23 protein-coding genes are annotated in these 20,573 nt (G+C 71.2%); 9 read left to right on the plus strand and 14 right to left on the minus strand.

Annotated features, from left to right (window positions below):
- Positions 1-183 precede the first annotated feature (183 nt).
- From ACIPC1_RS14655 to ACIPC1_RS14665, 3 genes are all read right to left on the minus strand, one after another.
- Positions 184-1,170, minus strand: coding sequence for an endonuclease/exonuclease/phosphatase family protein (locus tag ACIPC1_RS14655; protein ID WP_402516785.1), 987 nt, complete (start codon positions 1,168-1,170; stop codon positions 184-186).
- 111 nt (positions 1,171-1,281) lie between these two features.
- Positions 1,282-1,731, minus strand: a complete 450-nt coding sequence (locus tag ACIPC1_RS14660; protein WP_402516787.1) for a hypothetical protein — start codon at positions 1,729-1,731, stop codon at positions 1,282-1,284.
- Positions 1,732-1,839: 108 nt separating this feature from the next.
- Positions 1,840-2,754 carry a hypothetical protein gene (locus tag ACIPC1_RS14665; protein ID WP_402516789.1) on the minus strand — a complete coding sequence of 305 codons (915 nt, stop codon included), beginning with the start codon at positions 2,752-2,754 and terminating at the stop codon, positions 1,840-1,842.
- 247 nt (positions 2,755-3,001) lie between these two features.
- Here ACIPC1_RS14665 and ACIPC1_RS14670 point away from each other — a divergent pair, with 247 nt between their 5' ends.
- Positions 3,002-3,580 carry an SH3 domain-containing protein gene (locus ACIPC1_RS14670; RefSeq protein ID WP_402516791.1) on the plus strand — a complete coding sequence of 193 codons (579 nt, stop codon included), beginning with the start codon at positions 3,002-3,004 and terminating at the stop codon, positions 3,578-3,580.
- Positions 3,581-3,658: 78 nt separating this feature from the next.
- On the opposite strand, the gene ACIPC1_RS14675 is transcribed toward ACIPC1_RS14670, so the two are convergent.
- A complete protein-coding gene (locus ACIPC1_RS14675) occupies positions 3,659-4,123 on the minus strand; it encodes a hypothetical protein (RefSeq protein WP_402516793.1) in 465 nt (154 codons plus the stop codon).
- A 103-nt stretch (positions 4,124-4,226) separates the two neighbouring features.
- Here ACIPC1_RS14675 and ACIPC1_RS14680 point away from each other — a divergent pair, with 103 nt between their 5' ends.
- The 3 genes from ACIPC1_RS14680 to ACIPC1_RS14690 all read left to right on the plus strand — a co-directional run bounded on the left by ACIPC1_RS14680 (position 4,227) and on the right by ACIPC1_RS14690 (position 7,453).
- Positions 4,227-4,865 carry an NAD(P)-dependent oxidoreductase gene (locus ACIPC1_RS14680; RefSeq protein ID WP_402516794.1) on the plus strand — a complete coding sequence of 213 codons (639 nt, stop codon included), beginning with the start codon at positions 4,227-4,229 and terminating at the stop codon, positions 4,863-4,865.
- Between the two features lie 27 nt (positions 4,866-4,892).
- Complete coding sequence (locus ACIPC1_RS14685) at positions 4,893-6,164, plus strand: PP2C family protein-serine/threonine phosphatase (RefSeq protein WP_402516797.1); 1,272 nt, start codon at positions 4,893-4,895, stop codon at positions 6,162-6,164.
- An 83-nt stretch (positions 6,165-6,247) separates the two neighbouring features.
- Complete coding sequence (locus ACIPC1_RS14690) at positions 6,248-7,453, plus strand: hypothetical protein (protein ID WP_402516798.1); 1,206 nt, start codon at positions 6,248-6,250, stop codon at positions 7,451-7,453.
- A 4-nt stretch (positions 7,454-7,457) separates the two neighbouring features.
- On the opposite strand, the gene ACIPC1_RS14695 is transcribed toward ACIPC1_RS14690, so the two are convergent.
- Positions 7,458-8,702, minus strand: a complete 1,245-nt coding sequence (locus ACIPC1_RS14695; protein WP_402516800.1) for an amidohydrolase — start codon at positions 8,700-8,702, stop codon at positions 7,458-7,460.
- 67 nt (positions 8,703-8,769) lie between these two features.
- Positions 8,770-9,198, minus strand: coding sequence for an ATP-binding protein (locus tag ACIPC1_RS14700; RefSeq protein ID WP_402516801.1), 429 nt, complete (start codon positions 9,196-9,198; stop codon positions 8,770-8,772).
- A gap of 86 nt (positions 9,199-9,284) precedes the next feature.
- On the opposite strand from ACIPC1_RS14700, the gene ACIPC1_RS14705 reads away from it, so the two are divergent.
- Positions 9,285-10,133: a helix-turn-helix domain-containing protein gene (locus ACIPC1_RS14705; RefSeq protein WP_402516802.1), complete on the plus strand. Its 849-nt coding sequence runs from the start codon at positions 9,285-9,287 to the stop codon at positions 10,131-10,133.
- A complete protein-coding gene (locus tag ACIPC1_RS14710) occupies positions 10,093-10,362 on the plus strand; it encodes a DUF397 domain-containing protein (RefSeq protein ID WP_402516803.1) in 270 nt (89 codons plus the stop codon). Before ACIPC1_RS14705 ends, ACIPC1_RS14710 begins: the two co-directional genes overlap by 41 nt.
- A 39-nt stretch (positions 10,363-10,401) precedes the next feature.
- Here ACIPC1_RS14710 and ACIPC1_RS14715 read toward each other — a convergent pair whose 3' ends face one another.
- Entirely contained in the window at positions 10,402-10,539 is a 138-nt protein-coding gene (locus ACIPC1_RS14715) for a hypothetical protein (RefSeq protein ID WP_402516804.1), read from the minus strand.
- 153 nt (positions 10,540-10,692) lie between these two features.
- Between ACIPC1_RS14715 and ACIPC1_RS14720 the strand changes: the two genes are divergently transcribed.
- A complete protein-coding gene (locus ACIPC1_RS14720) occupies positions 10,693-12,036 on the plus strand; it encodes a helix-turn-helix domain-containing protein (protein WP_402516805.1) in 1,344 nt (447 codons plus the stop codon).
- A 57-nt stretch (positions 12,037-12,093) separates the two neighbouring features.
- Here ACIPC1_RS14720 and ACIPC1_RS14725 read toward each other — a convergent pair whose 3' ends face one another.
- Positions 12,094-12,753: an SDR family NAD(P)-dependent oxidoreductase gene (locus ACIPC1_RS14725; RefSeq protein ID WP_402516807.1), complete on the minus strand. Its 660-nt coding sequence runs from the start codon at positions 12,751-12,753 to the stop codon at positions 12,094-12,096.
- Positions 12,754-13,090: 337 nt separating this feature from the next.
- Between ACIPC1_RS14725 and ACIPC1_RS14730 the strand changes: the two genes are divergently transcribed.
- Positions 13,091-14,116: a permease gene (locus ACIPC1_RS14730; RefSeq protein ID WP_402516809.1), complete on the plus strand. Its 1,026-nt coding sequence runs from the start codon at positions 13,091-13,093 to the stop codon at positions 14,114-14,116.
- Entirely contained in the window at positions 14,113-14,883 is a 771-nt protein-coding gene (locus ACIPC1_RS14735) for a TIGR03943 family putative permease subunit (RefSeq protein WP_402516811.1), read from the plus strand. Before ACIPC1_RS14730 ends, ACIPC1_RS14735 begins: the two co-directional genes overlap by 4 nt.
- 285 nt (positions 14,884-15,168) lie before the next feature.
- Here the strand turns inward: ACIPC1_RS14735 and ACIPC1_RS14740 are convergent, their stop codons facing one another.
- From ACIPC1_RS14740 to ACIPC1_RS14765, 6 genes are all read right to left on the minus strand, one after another.
- Positions 15,169-15,390 carry a hypothetical protein gene (locus ACIPC1_RS14740; RefSeq protein WP_081218430.1) on the minus strand — a complete coding sequence of 74 codons (222 nt, stop codon included), beginning with the start codon at positions 15,388-15,390 and terminating at the stop codon, positions 15,169-15,171.
- 303 nt (positions 15,391-15,693) lie between these two features.
- On the minus strand, positions 15,694-17,415 hold the full coding sequence (locus ACIPC1_RS14745) for a transglycosylase domain-containing protein (protein WP_402516812.1): 1,722 nt from the start codon (positions 17,413-17,415) through the stop codon (positions 15,694-15,696).
- Entirely contained in the window at positions 17,412-18,170 is a 759-nt protein-coding gene (locus ACIPC1_RS14750) for a hypothetical protein (protein WP_402516814.1), read from the minus strand. Before ACIPC1_RS14750 ends, ACIPC1_RS14745 begins: the two co-directional genes overlap by 4 nt.
- The gene (locus ACIPC1_RS14755) at positions 18,167-18,718 is read right to left on the minus strand and encodes a SigE family RNA polymerase sigma factor (protein ID WP_402516815.1); all 552 of its coding nucleotides are present in this window, start codon (positions 18,716-18,718) and stop codon (positions 18,167-18,169) included. The genes ACIPC1_RS14750 and ACIPC1_RS14755 overlap by 4 nt, the downstream gene beginning before the upstream one ends.
- Positions 18,719-18,812: 94 nt before the next feature.
- Positions 18,813-19,379, minus strand: a complete 567-nt coding sequence (locus ACIPC1_RS14760) for a hypothetical protein (protein WP_402516817.1) — start codon at positions 19,377-19,379, stop codon at positions 18,813-18,815.
- Between the two features lie 203 nt (positions 19,380-19,582).
- Positions 19,583-20,548: a L,D-transpeptidase gene (locus tag ACIPC1_RS14765; protein WP_402516819.1), complete on the minus strand. Its 966-nt coding sequence runs from the start codon at positions 20,546-20,548 to the stop codon at positions 19,583-19,585.
- Positions 20,549-20,573: the final 25 nt, after the last annotated feature.

The raw sequence follows: 20,573 nt of genomic DNA on the forward strand, positions 1-20,573 counted from the left end.
AGAAGTCCCGGGAGACGAGCAGTCCCCGGAGACGAGAAGTCCCCGGAGTCGAGCAGTCCCCGGAGTCGAGCAGTCCCCGGAGTCGAGCAGTCCCCGGAGACGATAAGTCCCGGGAGACGAGAAGTCCCCAGAGACCGGGAGTGGTCCGGGTGGGGCGGCTTGGGGTGCGCGGGCGGCGTCGTTTCAGCCGCGTTGGTGGAGGGTGAGGTCGACGACGAGTGCGTGGTGGTCGGAGCCGGTGAGGGTGAGGAAGGCGGCTTTGTGCGCCGAGAAGTCGCCGGAGACCAGGACGTGGTCGATCTGGGCGCCGAAGGTGGGGGCAGTCCTGGCGGGCCAGCTCGGGGTGCGGGCGGCTCCGGCGAGGCGGGAGCTGTCACGCAGGCCGGTGTCGAGGACGCGGCGGAACGCGGCGTGGTCCTGGGAGGCGTTGAAGTCCCCGGCCAGGATCGTGGGCTCCTCGCTCGCCGCCGCGTAGTCGCGCAGCGCGCCGAGCTCGCGCCGCCAGACGTCGACCTGGCCGGGCAGCGGGGGCATGGGGTGCGCGAGCTGGAGTCGTACGTCGTGGCCGTCCACGTCCGCCACCGCGCCGGGCATGCCCATGGTCGTCCCGGGTATGCCGTCGGCGGCCTTGAGCGGGAACCGGCTGAGGATCACGGACCCCGCGGATTCGGCGCCCTCGACGGCCTGCCGGTACGGGAACGCCCCGCCGCTTCCGCCGAGGGCGTCCTGTAGGGCGCGGGAGCAGGTGTACTCGCACTCCGCCACGAACACGACGGCGGGTTTCTCCCGCTCGACGGCGCCGATCAGCGCGTCGGTCGCCCACCCGAACTGCACGTTGGCGGTCATCACCCGGAGTTCCGCGAGGGGCGTCCCCGTCGGTGCGCCGATCTTCCCGTACGGCTCGATGTACCAGGCGAGACCGCCCAGTACGGCCACGCCCCACACCATCCCGGTCCGCCAGCGGGCGAGCAGCGCGAGGGCGAGTCCGAGCCCGGTGGGCGCGAGGAGCCAGGGCAGAAACGCCAGCAACTGCGGCACGGGGGTGATCCCGTCACTGTCGCCGGCCCGGAACCCGAGGACCACGCTGACCCCGGCGAGCAGCGGACCCGCGAGCCAGGTACCCCCGCGCCGCCGCTGCTCCGGACCAACCCACACCGCCGCAGTATCCAAGTCCGGGGCCCGGCCTTTCGCTCGTCCGCCGGGGAGTCGGAATTCTCCCCTCAGGATCCTAAGGACGAGGCGGGGCGGTGGCGGGTTGCCCTGGCGGCCGGTGCCAGCGGGCTACTTCGTGGTGGACGGGCGTCCGGCCGTGGCCAGGGCCCAGATCACGAAGACCGCGATGGCGATGGAGATGAGCGACCAGAAGGGGGCGTAGGGCAGGAACATGAAGTACTCGACCATGGAGAGGGCGGCGAGGCCGATGCCTGCGCCGCGGGCCCAGTCCTTGCCCTGGAGGATGCCCCAGCCGGTGACGGCCACGAGGACGCCGATCACGAGGTGGATCCAGCCCCAGGTGGTGAGGTTGAACTCGTACACGTAGCTGCCCAGGCGCGTGTAGACGTCGTCGGCGGCGATTCCCGCGATGCCGTTGAGCACGCTCAGGATGCCGCTGACCATCATCAGGACACCGGCGAAGACGGTGCCGCCGGTCGCCCAGGCCGAGCCTCCGGCCGAAGTTGTCGGGTGCGTGGGGTGCTTGGGGTCGAAGGGCGGCGCGGCGTGCTGGGTCATGGCGTCTCCTCTGGGCGGGCCTGGAGGTCAATGGCAGGTTCGCTCCGGCGGCGAAGGCACGCATCAGGGGTGGGCCGAACGGGTGAGGTACCTGGAGGGGCGGTGCCGTCAGGCCCGGATCTGTGTCGTCGCCTCCCCTGCCGGAGCCTGCGCGGGCGCCGTCGTGGCCGCCCGCCGCCGGTGCCGGTGCCGGGCGTACGCGCCGGTGAGCAGGGCGGTGACGGCCACGGTGACGCCGAGGGCGAGGAGCAGCCAGCAGGCGAGGCGGAGTGTGGACGTGAGGGCGTCGTACACCGCACCCGCCGCCGTGTCGGAGACGCCGGGCGGCAGGTCGGAGAGGGTGAGCCGGCGGCCGACGGCGATCGCGGCGCCGAGCAGCGCGGCGCCCAGCGCGGTGCCCAGCCCCGTCGCGAGGACCGCCCGGCGGCGGCACACCGCGACGAGGATCCCCGCGAGGGTGAGGACGACGGAGGCGGCCGGCAGCCAGAAGGCGGCGACTTCGAGCACGTGGAAACCCTTCCGGAGCTCGACCAGTTCCTCGGCCCCGAGCACCGTGACCTCGGTGTGCTCGACGGGGATACGGTTCGCCAACGGCATGTGGTCGTCGGTGAGTTGGAGCTTCACCCGCTCGGTGACGGTCGCGAGGTCGACGGTCACCGCCCCCTCGCTGTCGTCGCGCAGCGCCCGCATCACGGCGTCGTGCGTGGCCGTGTTCGCCGCCTCCCACGCCGTGACGTACGCCTCCGTCTGCGTGAACGAGCGCACCGCGTCCCGTACGAAGGAGTTCACCGGCCCCTGCATCCGCGGCCGTACGTGGACCTCCCGCATGATCTCGTCGGTGACCCCGGCCGCGATCGCGTCCCGTACGTCCGCGTCGGCGGCCAGCGGCGCCATCGTGGCCTCGTAACGAGCCGTGTCGCCGATCCCGTACAGCGCCCAGGCCGAGAGCGCGCCCAGCGGCGTGAGCAGACAGGCGAGAAGGATCAGCGCGGCCGACAGGGCGCTGCGGGCACGGTGGGACACCCCTCCAGGCAAGGCCCCCATGCCGCCCGGTGCGAGCCTTTTGGCTGCAAATGGGCGCATATGACAAGCCGTACGGGGAGCCGAGCTCCGGTGCAGAGCTCCCCACGTGCTCACCCCGTGCTCACCCCGTGCTCCCCACGTACCCCCCGCACCCCTCCGCGGCCCAGTAACCGCACGGACCGCGCTCTCTCCGGTGGAGCCCTCACCCGAACGGGTGTTACCTGGTTCTGGGGAAAAGGAGGCCGATATGCGCACCAACCCGGCCCTGCGGACCCTTGCTGTGGGCCTGTTCACCGGCGGTGTTCTCACCGTCGCCGTGGCGGGCACCTCGGCGGCGGCCACGCCGGCGCACACCACCTCCGGTGGCGGCGGCTCGGACAGTCCCATATGGGGCACCGTCGTCTCCCGCGGTGACATGAACGTACGACAGGAGCCCACCGCCTACTCGTCCGTCGTCGACAGGCTCTCGCCGGGCAGTCAGGACCGCGTCCTGTGTGCCGTGCAGGGACAGAGCGTCTTCGGCAACACGGACTGGTTCTGGCTCGTCGGGGCGCAGGGCTGGGCCAGCGCCGCGTTCGTGGACATCGGCAGGCAGGGGGTGCCCAGCTGCCAGGACCCGTGCCCCGGCTGGAAGGACGGGGCCTGGGACGACGACAACTGGAAGAACGGCGACAACAGCTGGAACAACGGTGGCTCCTCCTCGAGTTCGTCGAGTGCGTCGAGTTCGTCCGGCTCGGGCTCCTGGAGCTTCAGCGCCTCCGGATCGTGGAGCTGGAGCATCTCCGGCTCCTCCGCGAGCTCCTGGGACTGGAGTCCCAGGGGATAGGTGAGTGAGGGAGACACACGAGGCCCCGGCTGCTGCGCCGGGGCCTCGTGTGCCGTATGCCATGCCGTACGTGGGAGGTCACTTGACCCGCTGACCCTCCGCGTCCTCGTGGGTGTAGTAGTGGTAGAAGAGCGCCGCGAACACGCTCACCGCGACCGCCAGCGACATCATCACGGACCGCAGGATGCTCGCGCCGGTCTGGCTGTAGATGAAGCCGAACGCGAAGCCCGCGAACGCCATCCACATCAGCGCGTGCAGTTCGCGGCGCATCAGCGGCGCCATCATGCGGACGCCGGTCCAGGCCGCGGCGAACGCGATCGCGCAGACGAAGCCGAACAGCACGTTCCAGCCCGTGATCGCACCGGTTTCGCGGTTGATGGCCGCCGCCCAGAAGCCGTAGACGAGACCGCCGACGACGGGCGTCGCCCACTTCAGGGCGTTCGCGGCCCGCGCGCCGATGAGGTCGTCGATGATGCCGGGCTGATCAGGTCCGGTGGTACGTGGTGTCCCTGACGCCGGTGATGCGGGTGCTGCCTGAGCCATGGGAGCACTCCTCTCTCCTCGCCCCTGCCTCCAGGGCACACCTCGCCCGAGTGGCTGGCAAGTCGGGATGCGGGGCTCAGCGCACCGTGTTTCGCTGAGCTTCATGAAGCTCATACTTTTCGGCGCCACCGGGATGGTCGGCAGCCGTATCGCCACGGAGGCTTCGGCACGAGGGCACCAGGTCACGGCCGTGAGCAGGTCCGGGCAGTCCCCGGTCCCCGGCGTGACCACGGCGGCGGCGGACGTCTCGGACCGGGCGAAGGTCGCGGAGCTGGTGGCGGGCGCGGACGCGGTGGCCTCGGCGTGCGCGCCGCCCCGGGACGGTACGAATCCCCAGGCGCCCTTCCTCGCGATGAACCAGTCGTTGGTGGAGGGGGTCCGGGCGGCAGGCGTACGGCGGCTCGTGGTCGCCGGGGGAGCGGGCAGTCTGGAGGTCGCGCCCGGTCAGGCACTGGCGGACCAGCCCGGCTTCCCCGAGGCCTACCTCCCCGAGGCCCTCGCCCAGCGCGACGTCCTCACCTACCTCCGCACCCTCGACGACGACCTCGACTGGACCTACGTGTCCCCCGCCCCCGAGATCGCCCCCGGCCAACGCACCGGCCGCTTCCGTATCGGCGGCGATCAGTTGCTCACCGACGACCTCCACGGCGGCCGGATCAGCGCCGAGGACTACGCGGTAGCCTTCGTCGACGAGCTGGAGAAGGACGCCCATCCGCGGGCCCGGATGTCGGTCGCATACTGACGGGCACGAGAAAGAGGCGGTACGGCGATGGGCAGCCGGCGGTCCGAAATCGAGCAACTGCCCCCCGCTGGAAGGCCGGACGCGGTCCAGCGGCAGAAGATCCTGCGGCTGCGCGGCCGCAGCGTCGGCTGGGTGCCGCCGCTGCTCCTCCTCATCGGCATCACGCTGGCCGACGCGAACACCTCCGGCGAGTTCCGGATCATCTCCTGGATCGTGCTCGTGCCGGGTATCGCGGCGGCGATCTGCGGGGTGTGGGGCACGGGCGCGTACGCGGTGCTCTCGCTGATCACCTACTTCACCGTCGACACGTCCTGGCCGCACCAGTACCAGACCGGCCTGCCCGACTTCATCCTCGTCGCCGTGGGCGGCATCCTCGCGACGCTGGCCTGCGCGGTCCGGGTCCGCGGTGAGCGGCGCATGCTGCACATGCAGGACGTCGCGGAGACCACCCGGCGCACCCTGCTGCGCCCGCTGGCACCGGGCTGGGGCGGTCTGGAACACGCGGCCGTGTATCTCGCCGCCGACAGCGAGGCCCGTGTCGGCGGCGACTTCTACGACATCCAGCCGGGCCTGTACGGCACCCGCGTGCTCCTCGGCGACGTCCAGGGCAAGGGACTCAAGGCGGTGGAGACGGCGGCCGCGCTCCTTGGCACCTTCCGCGAGTCCGCCTACCACGAGCCCCTCCTGCGCACCGTCGCCGACCGCCTGGAGATCCGCATGCTCCGGCACGCCGACTACTGCGCCGCGCTCGGCAACGACGAGGACGACCGCTTCGCGACGGCGATCCTGGTCGGCTTTCCCCGGGCCGCCTGGGACGGCCCGACCCGGCGGGACAGCGCGAATCCGCCCGAGGGCCCGGTCTCTCCCGACGACCCGGCGCCGCCCGCCTCCCTCGACACCGTCGAGGTCATGAACTTCGGCCATGATCCGCCGCTCGTGATCACCCCCGACGGGGTGCGGTCGCTGCCGCCCGGGGACGGACTCCCGCTCGGGCTCAGCGAGTTGACGCGGCACTCGGCGCCGCTGATCGTCGTCCCGCTCGTCTCCGGCGAGACCCTGCTCCTCGTCACGGACGGGGTGACCGAGGCCCGCGACAGCGCAGGGGTCTTCTTCCCGCTCCGCGACAGAGTGGCGCACGCCGTGGCCGCGGATCCGGGCATCGCCGATCCGCAGCGCCTCGCGGAGTTCGTCCGCGACGCCACCCTGCGGCACTGCGGCGGCCGACTGGCCGACGACACGACGATCTTCGCCGTACGACGTCGGCAGCCGCCCGCGACAGGGGTACAAGCCGCGTCATAGCCGGGCGTTTGCACCCCTGTCTCCCTCCTTCGCAGGCGCAGCGGTTACGGTGCTGGCGTACGTGATCGATGGGGAGGGAACCTGTGCCCGGAACCGTGCTGCTCCTTGCGGCCTCGCCGGTGGGCAAGGGGTGTCTCGTGGACGCGGCCTCCGTGCTTCCCGTGCTCGCGGCGGTGTCCCCCGCCGTGCTGTCCGGCGCGGACACCGCGAACGTGGTGGAACTCGCCGACCCGCTGGAGCCGCAGGCCGTCCTCACCCGGCTCCGCGCCGCGGCGGCGGCCCTTGGCCCGCTGACGGTGTTCGTGACGGGCCAGCTCCAACTCGACCGCCGCCAGCGCCTCCTCCATCTCGCCCTGGCCCGCACCACCCCCGCGACGGTCCGCTACACCGCCTTCCCCTGGCACTGGATCGCCGAGGAACTCAGGCTGCGCCCGCCGGGCACGACCAGCATCGTGGCCGACCTCCACGCCGACCCGGAAACCTGGCAGCACCTCACCGCGCACCCGCTCACCGCGGGCCGGACCGCCGCGCTGTACGGCCGTGTCGCGCCGCCACCGCCGCGCCGTACGGTGGCGTCGCCGACGTACATGAAGGCGGTCGCCACCCTCCTGCGCAGTGGCTACCGCCCGCCGCTTCCGCAGCTCCATCAGCACGCGCTGATGCGCATCGCAGGGGAGGGCGGGTACGGGGACATGGTGTTGCAGTGGGATCCGACGGTGCCCGGAGCTGGTGCCGGGGGAGGGTTTTTCGCCCCCTCCGCCCCTGCCCAACCCGTACCTGAGGGCTCCGCCCCCAGACCCCCGTATCGCGCTGAACGCGCTCGTCCTCAAACGCCGGACGGGCTGAAATCGGAAGCCGCCGACCCGCATGCCCTCATCAGTGCCGCTGTGCAGTCCGAGCGGCACGGTGACGCCGACGCGCTTGCCGCGCGGCAGGAGCAGGAGGCCGCCCGGACGCACGGCCCCGCCGCCGAGCAGGTGCTGCACTGGATGGAAGTCCGTGCGGACCTGGCGATGTTCGCGGGGGACCCGGTCCGCAGCTGCCGGACCTGGCTCGCGGTCGCGAACGCCAGGCTCGGCGCCGGCCAGCCCCCGGACGCGCCCGCCGTCGAGACGGCCGCCGACCGCGCCCACCACCAGTGGGGCAGCATCGCCGACGCGGCACAGGCCCGCGAACTCGGCGCCGCCCTGGCCCACTTGCGCCGCCGGGTCCCCGGCCGCCGCGAGGGCGCACTGAGTCACGTACAGAAACACCTGGACGAGCTCCGGGCGACGGAACTCGCCGGCTAGTCGGCTAGTCGGCGAGGGCGAGGTACGCGAGCGCCCCCGACACCAGCGTCCGTACGCCCGGTGCGACCACGGACAGGTCGGGCGCGAAGAGCGGGCTGTGGTTGCTGGGGACGGCGTCGAACCTCGTCATCAGGTCCTCGCCCGGCGCCTGGTCCCACACCGCGGCCGGGGTGCTCGTCACGAACCAGTAGGCGTACGGCAGTTTGCCCTCCGCGAGCTGCGAGAAGTCCTCGCTGCCCATCATCGGGCCGGAGTCGAAGACGGTGGCCGCGCCGAACACCTCACGGTGGACGGCGGCGACACGGTGGTCGGTCTCCGCGTCGTTCACCGTCGCCGGGAAGCTGTTGCCCAGCGTCACCTCGGGCTCGCGCGGGCAGCCCGCGGCGAGGCACTCGCCCTCGGCGATCCGGTGAACGGCGGCGATCATCCGGTCCCGCACCGCCTCGGACTGCGTACGGAGGTTGAGGGAGATACGGGCGGTCGTGGGGATGATGTTCGAGGCCGTGCCCGCCTCGATACGACCGACGGTCAGGACGGCCGACTCGCGCGGGGCGATCTCGCGGCTGACGACGGTCTGTAGCCGGGTCACGAGGTACGCGGCGGTCACCACCGGGTCGACGGTCGTCTCCGGCCGTGACCCGTGGCCGCCCCGCCCGTGCACCACGATGTCGATGTCCGTCATCGCCGACATGATCAGCCCCGGCACATGCGCGTACAGGCCCGCGGGCCCGGGCGCCACATGCTGGCCGAGCAGCACATCGGGGCGCGGGACGCGCTGGTAGAGCCCGTCCGCGAGCATCGCGGCCGCGCCCTTGCCGGGCTCCTCGGCGGGCTGCCCGACCACGAGCAGCGTCCCGGACCAGGCGTCACGCCCGGCGGCCAGCGCCGCCGCCGCGCCGGCCAGCCAGGTCACATGCATGTCGTGCCCGCAGGCGTGCATCACACCGGGCGCCCCGGAGGCGTACGCCAGCCCGGTCTCCTCGGTCACCGGCAGCGCGTCCATGTCGGCGCGCAGCAGCACGGTCGGGCCGTCGCCGTTGCGCAGCAGCCCGGCGACTCCGGTGCCGCCGATGCCCTCGTACGTCTCGTACCCCGCCTCGGTCAGACGCTCGGTCAGTTTCGCCGCCGTGCGGTGCTCCTGGAAGGCCAGTTCGGGATGGCGGTGCAGGTCCCGGTAGAAGTCCTCCAGCGCGGAGACCGGGAGGTCGGCGGTGATGTCCAACGCGGCGCGTGCGGCGGCAGAGGTCATGAACGCAGCGTAGACCGGGGAAGCGTGCCCCGACGGGGCGGAGTGTGACCTTTTGTGCTGTTTTGCGTCACGCTGGGTCCCGCTTGACGTGACACTCGAACCACACCGTCTTCCCCGCCCGTCCCGGCAGCGGGTTCCACCCCCACCGGTCGGTGACCCCCTCCACGATCACCAGCCCCCGCCCGCCCTCCCCGAGCTCATCCACAGCTGTGGACAACGGTGGCCGCGGACACGTGTCGGTCACCTCCACCCGTACGCCGTCCGCCTGCCACAGCATCAGCAGCGCCGCCCGCCGGTCCGGCACATGGCGTACGACGTTTGCGACCAGCTCGGTCAGCGCGAGCGCGGCGGCGTCGTTCAGCTCCGGCATCTCCCAGGCGATCAGGTACGCCCGCAGGATGCGCCGCAGATGCCGCGCCGAGTGCTCACCGACGGTGAAGTTGATGCCGTACCTCGCGGCAATCGCCGCGTGCGGGGGGTCGGTTGCGTGATTCATGTCACCAGCGTGGAGTGGAGTGATTACGCTCGGCTACAGACTGAATTGAACGCCGTCCGGCGTTCGGACCCGGGGGTGACCGTCCCATGCCCAACATCCGCGCACTCGATCCCAGCGCCTCCCCGTTGGACTACTTCGGCTTCGAGCTGCGCCGCCGGAGAGAAGCGGCGGGTATGAAACAGGGCGAGCTGGGCTCCGTCATCTTCTGTACGGGGTCCCTGATCGGGCAGATCGAGACCGCCCACAAGGTCCCGACCAGGGATTTCGCCGAGCGGGTCGACGCGGCACTGATGACGGACGGGGCGTTTTCGCGACTCATCGGACTGGTGCTCAGGAGCCAACTTCCGCATTGGTTCCAGCAGTATGCGGAGATGGAGGCGAGGGCGACGTACATCTCCACGTATCAGGCGCAGATGGTCTACGGGCTTCTGCAGACAGAGGAGTACGCCAGAGCGGTGCTGGCAACGGGTATGCCGCGCAAGCTCGATGAGCTGGTCGCCGCGCGGATGGAACGTCAGCGCATCCTGGCACGCGAGCGTCCGCCGCTGGCATGGGTTGTCCTGGACGAGGCGGCACTGCATCGACCGATCGGCGGCCGCGAGGTCATGCGCAAGCAACTCGCGCACCTGTTGAGTTTCGTCGACCGTCGTTGGGTGCGTATCCAGGTGCTGCCGTACGAGGCTGGTGAGCACGCCAGCCTCATCGGGTCGTTCACGGGCATGCGGTTCGAGGACGACCCGGACATCGTCTACACGGAAGACCTCATCTCGGGTCACATGACTGCCAACCCGGAGACTGTACGTGAAGCCGCGCTCCGTTACGCTCACTTGCAGGCCGCCGCTCTCTCCGTAGAGGATTCGGCGGCACTGATCGCTCGCGTGATGGAGGAACGCTATGGGGAGCATCCAGGACCTGACGCGCGCTCAGTGGCGTAAGTCGTCGTACAGCGGATCCAGCGGCGGCGACTGCGTGGAGTGCGCCCCCCTCGGTACCGCCGAGTGGCGCAAGTCGACCTACAGCGGCAACACCGGCGGCGAATGCGTCGAAGTCGCCGATCTCACCCCCCACATCGCCCTCCGCGACTCCAAGAATCCCGAAGCCGGGGTCTTCACGGTGAGCCCGACCGCCTTCTCGGCCTTCGTGGGCCACGTCTCCGCGCGGTAGCCCAGCGGTGGGAAGGGGTCCTGAGGGGGAGGGCCGGGGCTAGCGTGCCACGGCCGCGACCGGTACGGGGTCGGCCGCCCGTGCGGGGCCCGCGTTCGCGGCCAGGAGCAGGGCGGCGATGGCGATGACAGCCGCGCCGAAGCCTCTTGAGTAGCGGGTGGTAATACGTCGGAGCATGGCGACCTCGCAACGACAGCGGCGTATTAAGCGGGCTTAACCTCGCGCTTAACGTAGGGCTTGAGAGTGTCAAAGGGCAAGGGAAGCAAGGGGAGTTGGAATAATAGTCAAGAGTTGACCGAATGTAAGTGGGCTTACTGGCATGCTTAAGTCATGGCGGAGCGCGACGACCCGGAGATCATCGGGCGCAGAGTCCAACAACTGCGTATGAAACGCGGGTTGACGCAGAAGCAATTGGCGGAACCGGTGTATACGCCCGCTTATATATCCACCCTGGAGGCCGGGCGGGTGCGGGCCTCCGACCCGGCGCTCAGGCACATCGCCGAGCGCCTCGGGGTGGCGTACGAGGAACTGGCCACCGGCCGTCCCGCCCATCTCGCCACCGACCTGCGGCTACGGCTCACCGACGCGCAGCGCACCCTCGCCACCGGCGAGGCCGAGGTCGCGGCGGAGCAGTACGACGGGCTCCTCGCGGAGGCGAACGCGCACGGGCTGGTCGCCGAGCAGGCCGCCGCGCTGCTCGGGCTCGGTGAATGCGCCCTGGAGACAGGGGACCTGGAAACGGCGCAGAAGCGGTTCGAGGAGTCCGAGGGGCGGTTGGGTGACGCCCCGCTGCCGAACCGCGTACCGGCCATCCGTGGCCGTGCCGTATCCCACTACCTCGCCGGTGAACTCCGCTACTCCTGCTACCTGTTCGAGTCCACCCTCGACGAACTGAACCGCACCGGGATGCACGACCCGGACGCCCTCCTGCTCCTCTACACCGGCATCATCGCGCCCTACATGGACATGGGCGCGCACGCCCGCGCCGCTCAGGCCGCGGAGCTCGCCCTCGCGCTGGCGCCGCAGGTGGGCGACCCGGCGCTGGTGGCCCGTATGCACAGGTCGGTCGCCCGGACGATGATCGCCGAGGGCCGGATGGCGGAGGCCGACGCCTCGCTGGCCAAGGCCGCCGAGCTCTACCGCCACCTCCAGATCCGTACGGAACTCGCCAACTGTCACTGGATGCGCGGGTACCTGTACGTCCAGAACGGTGAACTGAAGCGTGCCGAGGCCGAGTTGCGAGAGGCCCGCGCCATGCTCTCCGCCAAGCGTGCCGCCCTCTACACCAGCCAGGTCGCCGTCGAGCTGGCGGACGTACTGCACCGGCGCGGCAAGTCCGAGGAGGCCGCCGCGCTGCTTCACGAGGTGCTCGGTGACCTCAGTCCCGAGCGGGGCGCCGTCCACTCGGCCGGTGCGCACCGGCTCCTCGGGATCATCGCGGAGGACGCCCGGGACACCGAGTCGGCGGAGGAGCACTACGTGCGTGCGCTGAGCCTCCTGGAACGCGCCGGCGCGGCGGGCGACCTCGCCGACCTCTGCCGCCTCCTCGGTGACCTCCTCCGCCGCACCGGCCGAGTGGAAGCGGCCCTCGACGCCTACCGCACGGGCCTGGGCCACCGCACGGCCCCGGGCACCACGACCTTGGGCCCGGCACCGGCCCAGCCCCCGCTGTAAGGGTTTTTCCGCCCCCGGAAAGGCATCCGAGGAAAGGCATCCGACGGCTTCACGCCATCAGGTGTAGAGGAGTTCGGCCTGCCACTGGTCCTGCGGCTGCTGATGGAGGTTCAGGTAGGCGGCGGCCAGTGTCCCGGGAGAGAAACGCGGGTTGTCACCACCGATGGAGCCACTGACGGTCACGGTGGTCACGTGCACGTCGGAGCCCTGCTGCTGCTTGTGGAGAGCCTGGACGTAGGCCCGCAGCGACGCCTTGCCCGCCGACAGGGACGTGTACTCGGGCGAGGGGTCCAGAGCCAGACCGCCACCGGTGAACAGCAGGCTCCCCCGGCCGTCACGCAGGAGCGGGAGGACCGTTCGGGCCGCGACGACGGCTCCGGTGACGTTGACCGCGAGGGTGTGCGCGAACTCCCGCGCATCCAGCTCGGTGGGCGTGTCAGCCCTCATCAGGGCCGCGTTGTACACGAGCACCTCCGGCGACCCCAACTCGTCCGCGGCACGCGTGAGCGCAGCCTCCAGGCCTTCGGGATCGGCCGCATCCACCGGGTAGGCGCGCGCCGTGCGGCCCTCGGCGGTCAGTTCGGACACGTGCGTGTCGAGGCGCGCCGCGTCACGTCCGAACAGCCCCACAGGGTGGCCGTCCCCGGCGAACGCCGCCGCAAGCGCCAGCCCGAGACCGGGGCCGACTCCGACGATCAGTGCGGATCCCTTAGTCATGATCGCTACTCCTTGTACCAAGTGTTGGACCGACGAAGCAGCCAACAGCTCGGCGGACGACCTTGTTCCGCTTCTATCGGCCGGGAGAGATCTTTCAGCCCGTCCGGCGTGTGAGGACGAGGCCGTTCAGGCCGATGCGGGGGTCTGGGGGCGGCAGCCTCCAGGGACAAGACAAGACAAGGGACGGACGGACGGGTGGGGGCGAAGGGGGTGAAATGACCACCTCAGCGCCCCGCACAGCCCCCTCCTCGGCGATTGCGGGCCCCCGCACAGCGCCCCCGGTTAACCTGCGGGGGCGTACGAGCGGGACACCCAAGGGCAGGCGGGAACCAGGCGCGTGGAGAACCAGCACTACCCGGCGCGCCGGCGCGGTCTGGCCGACGGCGTGCGCATCGCCGCCCGCACCCTCGTCTACCTGGTCCTCGGCGGACTCGCGCTGACAGCGATAGGCACCGTCGCCTCGGTGCTCGGCCCGATGGTCGTCCTGGACCTCGCCACCCCCGCGATGGCGGCGTGGTGGACGGTCTTCACGGCCGTCGCCGTACAGGGCGTCCCCTTCCTCCTGCTCGGCACACTCGTGTCGGCGGCGATCGGCGCCTTCGTCCCCGAGCGGGTCTTCAGCAAGCTGCTCCCCAGCAACCCGGCGCTTGCGGTACCCGTGGCCGGCGTGGCCGGCGTCGTACTCCCGGGCTGCGAGTGCGCCTCGGTCCCCGTCGCGGGGAGCCTGATGCGCCGCGGGGTCACCCCGGCCGCCGCCCTCGCGTTCCTGCTCTCCGCTCCCGCGATCAACCCGGTCGTGATGGTGGCCACCTCGATCGCCTTCCCGGCCAACCCGATGATGGTGCTCGCCCGGCTGCTCGCCTCCCTCGCGACGGCCGTCGTGATGGGCTGGCTGTGGGTCCGCTTCGGGAGGGAGGAGTGGATCCGGCTGCCGAAGCCGGCCCGTACGAAAACCACCGGCTCCCGTTGGGACGGCTTCCGCGCCGGGCTCCAGCACGACTTCCTGCACGCGGGCGGGTTCCTCGTCCTGGGCGCGGGGGCGGCAGCGACGTTCAACATCGTGGTCCCGAGGTCCATCCTCGACCTCTTCACCGGCTCCCCGTGGCTGTCGGTACTGCTGCTCGCCGTACTGGCCGTCGTGCTCTGCGTGTGCAGCGAGGCCGACGCCTTCGTGGCCGCCTCCCTGACGGGTTTCTCGCCCACCGCGCGGCTGGTCTTCATGGTGGTCGGCCCGATGGTGGACCTGAAACTGATCGCCCTCCAGGCGGGAACCTTCGGAAAGTCCTTCGCCGCGCGCTTCTCCTCCGTGACATGGGTGGTGGCTCTGGTGAGCAGTGCCCTGGTCGGGTGGTGGCTGCTGTGAGGCGCTACGGGCCCGCGCTGTTGCTCCTGCTCAGCGGAGCGGCGGTACTGAGAATCACCCTCTTCAGCGACCTGTACCTGCGGTACGTGCAGGCGGGGCTCAAGGTGTACCTCATCGCGTCCGGGGTGGTCCTGCTGGCGCTGGGCGCGCTGAGCGCCGTACGCGCGACGAGGACGCACGACCACGAGGAGCCCGACGAGCTCGAGGAGCCCGACGAGCCCGACGAGCTCGAGGAGCTCGAAGGCGACGACGGTCACCGTCACGACCACCACCGCGCCCCCCGTATCGCCTGGCTCCTCGCCATCCCCGCGGCCGCGCTCCTCCTCTTCCCGCCCCCCGCCCTCGGCTCGTACAGCGCGGACCGCGAGGCGGAGCAGCGCGCGGCCCAGGGAATCGGGACGTTCCCGGCTCTCCCCTCGGGGGATCCGGTGGACCTGACCCTGGGCGAGTACACCTCCCGGGCGATCTACGACAGCGGCAAATCGCTGACGGGCCGCACGGTCCGGATGACGGGCTTCGTCACCCGGGGCGACAACGGGACCTGGTATCTGGCCCGGCTCCTCATCACGTGCTGCGCGGCCGACGCGAGCACGTACAAGATCCAGATCACCGGCGCCGACGCCCCCGTGAACGACACCTGGGTCACCGTCACCGGCACCTGGCACCCCAAGGGCAAACTCGGCTCGGACGAGGCCTGGCCGCCCGTACTGGACTCGACATCGGTGCGGAAGGTGAAGGAACCGGCGAACCCGTACGAGCGCCGTTAGGGCGTCACGATGGGGAACGCTTTGTCCGGCGGCTCCGAGGCGTACGAGAGGAGGCGGGCCAGCAGCTCCGGATCGCCGTCCGTCTCGATGCCGGCGAGGCCCTTGCCCGCGAAGACGCCGGGGCGGGGAGCCCAGGCGCTGACCTATCTGTGCGGGCGCCCGAACGTAGTCGTCCACCTCCACCGCCGCTCACCGCGGGTTCCGCACGCTGCGGAGGCGGCTGTCGCGGGGTGAGGTGGACGGGGGTGGAGGTGGACGGGTGACGGACCAGTCACTATGTGCGGGTCAGAGCCGGTCCATCCGGGTGTAGGGGCTGAGGACGCGGACCTGGCGGGCGCCGAAGTCGACGAGCATCGCGATGCCCTCTTCGACACCGACGATCGTGCCCAGGCCGTACTGGTCGTGGGAGACGCGGTCTCCGAGGCTGAACTCCTTGGCCACGGGGACGACCGGGGCGGCGAAGGGGCTGGTGGGCAGGTGGCGCCGGGGCGCGGATGGCTTCGTCATCGTAGAACCAGTATGGGCCCTATTTCGGCCTGCGGTAGAGCTTGAAGGTCTCGATCCCGGCTCTGGGCGGAGTCGATCTCGGCTCTGGATCGCTTCCTGGGCTCAACCGTTCGGACAGAGCCTCGGTGGTCCGGCAGGTCCGCCGGACTGTTCGCCGGGCTGCTCTGACACGGGCGGGGGGCGAGGTCACAGTGTGTCTCGTCGGGGCGGTCCGGTGGTGGCGGGGCGGGGTCATGGTGTGTGCCGTCGGGCCGGTCCGGCGGAGACGGGGCCGAGGTCACTGTGCGTGCCGTGCGCTGTGTGTCACTCCGGGTTCTGCCACGGCTGGTCTGTCGGCTCCGGGACGGGTACGGCTGCCTCCCAGGCCCCCGGGGCCAGCCGGTTCCGTACGTCCACGTTGACGCGGAGGGCCAGGTCGGAGGTGCCGGAAGGGAGCTGGGCCGTGCGGGCCGGCTGTTTGCCTTCGGCGGGGTGCTGGGCGAAGAGGGCGACGGTGACGGCGAGCCGGTCGTCGTACGTGGTCTGCCAGAGGGTGCGGGTTCCGGCGCCGCCGGTGTGCGCGGGCACCGGGCCGATGGGGCCGGTGGTCCCGCTGTACAGGCGCTTGGCGATCATCTCGCCGGCGAAGGGCTCCATCGCGGTGTGGGTGCGGGGCTGCGCCTTGTACACGGTGTGCCCGGCCCGGGTGATCTTCGCGACCGTGTAGGGCTCGGCGTACGTGCCCTGGGCCGCTGCCGTGGCCCATGCCGAGGCCAGCTCCAAGGGGGTGGGTGCGGTCTTGCGTGGCAGGTCCGTCAGCGGAGCGCCGAGCTTCGTCCCGGCGAACGGTTGGAGCGCCGTGCCCGCCTCCACGGCGCCGTTCAGCGCGTCGTTGAAGGGCTGCCGCGCGTAGTCCGCGCCGCCGTACAGCACCCGGACCGCTCCGTCGCCGGGCACCAGCGCGACGACGGAGGTGTGGAGTTGAAGATCCTTGTCCGAAAACTTGGCGTCGTCGACCATCTCCGCCGCCGCGTTCTGGGCCGCGAGGTCGAAGGTGGTGTGGACGGTGTAGCCGCCGCGGGCCAGCTCGTCCTGGGTGATGCCGAGGCGGTCGGCGGCCTCCGCAGCGGCCGCGTCGATCAGGTACTGCCGCTGCCCGTCCGTGTCACCGGGCGGATAGAAACGGAAGGCCGGGAAACGCGCCGCGCTCCGCTCGGCGGCCGTGACGGCGCCGCTGTCCGCCATCGCGTCCAGTACCCACTCCCACCGGGCCACCAGCGTGTCCGTCACCTCCGGGTCGGAGCCCGCCTTCTCGTAGTACGAGGGGATGTTGACGATGCCCGCCAGCGCCGCTCCCTGACTGATCGTCAAGTCCTTGGCGTCCACGCCGAAGTAGTTCCGGGCGGCGGCCTGGATGCCGGCCGCGCCCCGCCCGAAGTAGACGGTGTTGAGGTAGCCCTGAAGGATCTCGTCCTTCGACCGGGTGCGGTCCAGCTTGACCGCGATCAGGGCCTCCCGCGCCTTGCGGGACAAGGTCTGCTCGGGGCTCAGCAGCGCGTTCTTCACGTACTGCTGCGTGATCGTCGAACCGCCCTGCGGGGCACCCCCGGTCACCGCGGCGAGCGCCGCCCGCGCGATCGCGGTCGGGGCGACCCCCGTGTCCGTACGGAAGGACCGGTTCTCGGCGGCGATCACCGCCTCCTGCACGTGACGCGGGACCTGGGAGAGCGGCACCTCCTGCCGGTCCACCGGGCCGCGTCTGCCCAGGTAGTCCCCGTGCGAGTCGACGAAGACCGTGCTCTGCATCGCCGTCTCCGGGTGCGGCTCGGGGATGTCCGTCATCCGGTACGCCACCACGGCCGCGCCGACGAGGGTGAGGAGAAGGACGAGGAGTACGGCGAGGGTGCGGCGCAGCCGGCGGCCACGGGTGCGGCGGACGCGCGTACGACGGGCACGGACCCGGCGTACGAGGCCGGCGCGCCGGGCGCGAACGGTGGCCGCACCACTCCGTACAGCCGCGCGGGCGCTGCGCAGGGTGTCCCTCATGTGGCGAACTCCTGGCTCGCGATCACTCCGCCCGCGGAGTCGTACACCGTGACTCTCTCGGCGACACCGGCCGTCTGCGAGTCCGAGGTCGGCGTCTGGGACTGCGGCACCTTCACCTCCGCGTACCAGACGCCCCAGCCGGGCTCACCCGCCAGCGTGAGCGCGGTGCCGTCGATGTAGCCCGCGACGGTCTTCACCTCGACGCGGGCCGGTTCGCCGGGGCCGTGGAAGATGCCGGAGAGGAAGGAGACGCCGTCGTGCGTCGACTCCTGGACGCTGACGCCGGGACTGCTCAGGTCGAGGTTGCCGTCGCTCACGCTGCGGAACTGGGTCGGGTGGTCCGGCTCCGACCAGTGCTTGCCGTCCTCCGTGAGCCAGATCTCGGTGCCGGGCGAGACCTCCACCCGCTCGCCGGGCGTCACGATCCGCACCTTCCCGGCGAGCTCCATGGAAGGGGAGGGCGTCGGACCGGCGCTCGCGGCCGGCGGCGTGACCCGCTCGCTCTCGCCCTGCCCGGAGGACAGGTCCGCGCGGAGCACCACCACGGCCAGCGGCACCAGCAGCACCCCGCAGGCGGCCCCCAGCGCCGCGGCCGTACGGCGCCGTCTGCGCCGTCGGCCCGCGCGCTCGATGGCGGCGATCGGCACGGCGGAGGGCATGACGTCGAGGGCGGCCTCGGCGAAAGCCTCGTGCAGCTCCTCGTACAGGCCCTCGGGCTCCGAGGTGGGACTCTGCGGACGGGAGGGGCGGTTCATGGGCGGGCTCCGGAAACGGGGTGTCGGCCGGCGAACAGGGGGTGGACGCGCAGGGACTCCAGGCCGCGCCGGGCATGGGTCTTGACCGTGCCGACCGAGCAGCCGAGCAGCTGCGCGATCTCGGCCTCGCCCAGGTCCTCCCAGTAGCGCAGCACCAGCACGGCCCGCTGCCGCGCCGAAAGCGAGTCCAGGGCCTGGCCGAACGCCGCCCGCTGCTCGACGGCCTCGGCGTGCCCCGGCTCGCGCAGGTGTATCCGCTCGGGCAGGAACGGCGTCAGCAGATGGACGACCCGTCTTCTGCGCACCCGGCTGAGGTTGTTGTTGACCAGCGAGCGGCGTACGTAGAAGTCGACGTCGTCGCGCGGGATGCGCCGCCAGCGGGCGTACACCTTGACGAGCGTGGTCTGGACGAGATCCTCGGCCTCGTGGAAGTCGCCGGTGAGCATGTGCGCGGTGCGCACCAGGCGGGGCCACGCGGCGGCGGCGTACGTGGCGAACTCGCCGTCAGCGGAAGGGACTTCGGTGGCGTCGGTGGAGTTGTGCTGCACGGCCGGCGGTGTCCCTTTGGAATCGGGTTCGTGGGGGGAAGGGGCGGCGCGGGGGAGTCGAGACCTGAACAACCCGACTCCCCCGCCCGCGGGCTCAGTTCAGCTTCAGCTGGGAGTAGACCCGGCCTCTGGTGTCGTAGACGGTGATGGAGTGGAAGGCGTCGAAGCCACCCTCATCGCTCACCGGCACGTCGGCGGTGGCGTACCAGACGCCCCAGCCCGGCCTGCCCGCCAGCTCCAGCAGCTTGCCGTGCACGGTCCCGACCGAGGTCTCGAGGGCGACCCGCGAGGCGGTGCCCTTGCCGCCGTAGTAGAGGCCGGAGAGGACGTAGTGCCCCTGAACGCCCTCCGCCTGGACCGAGACGCCCGGCCGGCTGAGGTCGATGTTCCCGTCGACCACGCTGCGGAACTGCGGCTCGGGATTGTCGGGTGTGGTCCAGTGCTTGCCGTCCTCGGTGAGCCAGAGCTCGAAGCCGGGTTCGCCGCCCGTGACGTGCTCGCCGGGGGCGACGATCTGTGCCGAAGGCGTCTGCCTGGCGGTGTCGTACGCCGCCCTCCCCGGCGCGGCGGCGTACGACACCGTGGGCACCGCCACCAGCGCGGCGGCGACCGCCGCGACGGCCACGTACTGCTGTATCCGTGTCGTGGACATCCGTGTCATGGACGGACAACTCCTCGTGTTGCGCGGACCCTTGAGGATCCGGATGAGTGAGACCAGTGCTGCTGTGGGACGAGCACTGCTGTGGGGCGAGCACTGCTGTGGGGCGAGCACTGCTGTGGGTCGGAGAGCGCCTCTCCACTCCTCAGAACTCCCGGCGGCCACAGCCGGGATGACACAGGCGCCGGATTTCTTCGGCCGGTGGGTCACGTCAGCGCGCTGCCCGCCCGCCACTGCTCCCAGCTCGCGTTCCAGTCGCCGTAGCCGTTGCCGACGTCGACGGTGTCCTTCGAGCCGACGACCTCGACGACGTCGCCGGGGATGACCTCGTCGTAGAACCGCTTCGCGGTGCCGTCCGTCGCGAGCCCGACGCAGCCGTGCGTGACGTTCTGGTTGCCCGCGTACGTGTTGGCCTTCGGGTTCTCGTGGAGGTAGGTGCCCGAGGTGGTGAGGTGGACGGCGTAGGAGTAGTAACCCGCGTACGCGTCGCCGTAGTTGACCGTGCGCGAGTCCATGAAGACCTCGCGCTGCTTGTCGGAGACGACCATCGTGCCGTTCCAGGTGTCCATGCCCGGGGCGCCCGCGGTGACCGGAACGGTCCGGGTCCGGCCGTCCTTGACCACCGTCATGGTGTGGCTGCGGACGTCGACCGTGGCGACGAGCGAACGGCCGACGGTGAAGTGTCGGGCGATCCCGGAGCCGGCCCGGACGGTGACCTCGCTGTCAGGACTCCAGTACTCGCGCGGACGGAAGTCGACGCGCTGCCCGTCCAGAAGATTGCGGTCCTTGACCCAGCTCCAGGAGCCCTCGACATCGGCCGAGACCTTCAACTGCCGCTCGGTGTCGGCCCGTTCGGTGGCAGGTATCGGGTGGTCGAAGGTGACGGATATCGGCATACCGACACCCACGGTCTGTCCGTCGGCGATGTTGACGTGCGCGCCGTCCAGCGTCTTGAGAGGCGTCTGCGTGGGCTTGGGCGTGGGCTTCGCCGTGACACTCGGCTTCGCGTCCGCCACCCGGGCGTTCGCCTCCTGCGGTGTCCCCCCGGCCACCGCCTGCGCCGAACAGCCCGCGAGTGCGAGCACGCACAGGGCCGCCGCGCTCACGGCGCGTGCCGCCCGGCCGCTCCGCACTCCCCCGGTCCTCGCGGTCGTCCTGGTCCCCGTGGTCATCCCGATCCCCCTGTGATGTGTTTCG

It is taken from the genome of Streptomyces sp. NPDC087263 (assembly GCF_044744645.1).
In the GTDB taxonomy this organism is placed as follows: Bacteria; Actinomycetota; Actinomycetes; order Streptomycetales; family Streptomycetaceae; genus Streptomyces.

Coding starts and splice junctions, on each gene's coding strand:
- ACIPC1_RS14705 (WP_402516802.1), top strand. CDS start 9,285: ATGCCCAACATCCGCGCACTCGATCCCAGCGCCTCCCCGTTGGACTAC.
- ACIPC1_RS14710 (WP_402516803.1), top strand. CDS start 10,093: ATGGGGAGCATCCAGGACCTGACGCGCGCTCAGTGGCGTAAGTCGTCG.
- ACIPC1_RS14685 (WP_402516797.1), top strand. CDS start 4,893: ATGGGCAGCCGGCGGTCCGAAATCGAGCAACTGCCCCCCGCTGGAAGG.
- ACIPC1_RS14760 (WP_402516817.1), bottom strand. CDS start 19,379: ATGACACGGATGTCCACGACACGGATACAGCAGTACGTGGCCGTCGCG.
- ACIPC1_RS14680 (WP_402516794.1), top strand. CDS start 4,227: ATGAAGCTCATACTTTTCGGCGCCACCGGGATGGTCGGCAGCCGTATC.
- ACIPC1_RS14660 (WP_402516787.1), bottom strand. CDS start 1,731: ATGACCCAGCACGCCGCGCCGCCCTTCGACCCCAAGCACCCCACGCAC.
- ACIPC1_RS14740 (WP_081218430.1), bottom strand. CDS start 15,390: ATGACGAAGCCATCCGCGCCCCGGCGCCACCTGCCCACCAGCCCCTTC.
- ACIPC1_RS14715 (WP_402516804.1), bottom strand. CDS start 10,539: ATGCTCCGACGTATTACCACCCGCTACTCAAGAGGCTTCGGCGCGGCT.
- ACIPC1_RS14725 (WP_402516807.1), bottom strand. CDS start 12,753: ATGACTAAGGGATCCGCACTGATCGTCGGAGTCGGCCCCGGTCTCGGG.
- ACIPC1_RS14765 (WP_402516819.1), bottom strand. CDS start 20,548: ATGACCACGGGGACCAGGACGACCGCGAGGACCGGGGGAGTGCGGAGC.
- ACIPC1_RS14675 (WP_402516793.1), bottom strand. CDS start 4,123: ATGGCTCAGGCAGCACCCGCATCACCGGCGTCAGGGACACCACGTACC.
- ACIPC1_RS14750 (WP_402516814.1), bottom strand. CDS start 18,170: ATGAACCGCCCCTCCCGTCCGCAGAGTCCCACCTCGGAGCCCGAGGGC.
- ACIPC1_RS14700 (WP_402516801.1), bottom strand. CDS start 9,198: ATGAATCACGCAACCGACCCCCCGCACGCGGCGATTGCCGCGAGGTAC.
- ACIPC1_RS14745 (WP_402516812.1), bottom strand. CDS start 17,415: ATGAGGGACACCCTGCGCAGCGCCCGCGCGGCTGTACGGAGTGGTGCG.
- ACIPC1_RS14720 (WP_402516805.1), top strand. CDS start 10,693: ATGGCGGAGCGCGACGACCCGGAGATCATCGGGCGCAGAGTCCAACAA.
- ACIPC1_RS14695 (WP_402516800.1), bottom strand. CDS start 8,702: ATGACCTCTGCCGCCGCACGCGCCGCGTTGGACATCACCGCCGACCTC.
- ACIPC1_RS14670 (WP_402516791.1), top strand. CDS start 3,002: ATGCGCACCAACCCGGCCCTGCGGACCCTTGCTGTGGGCCTGTTCACC.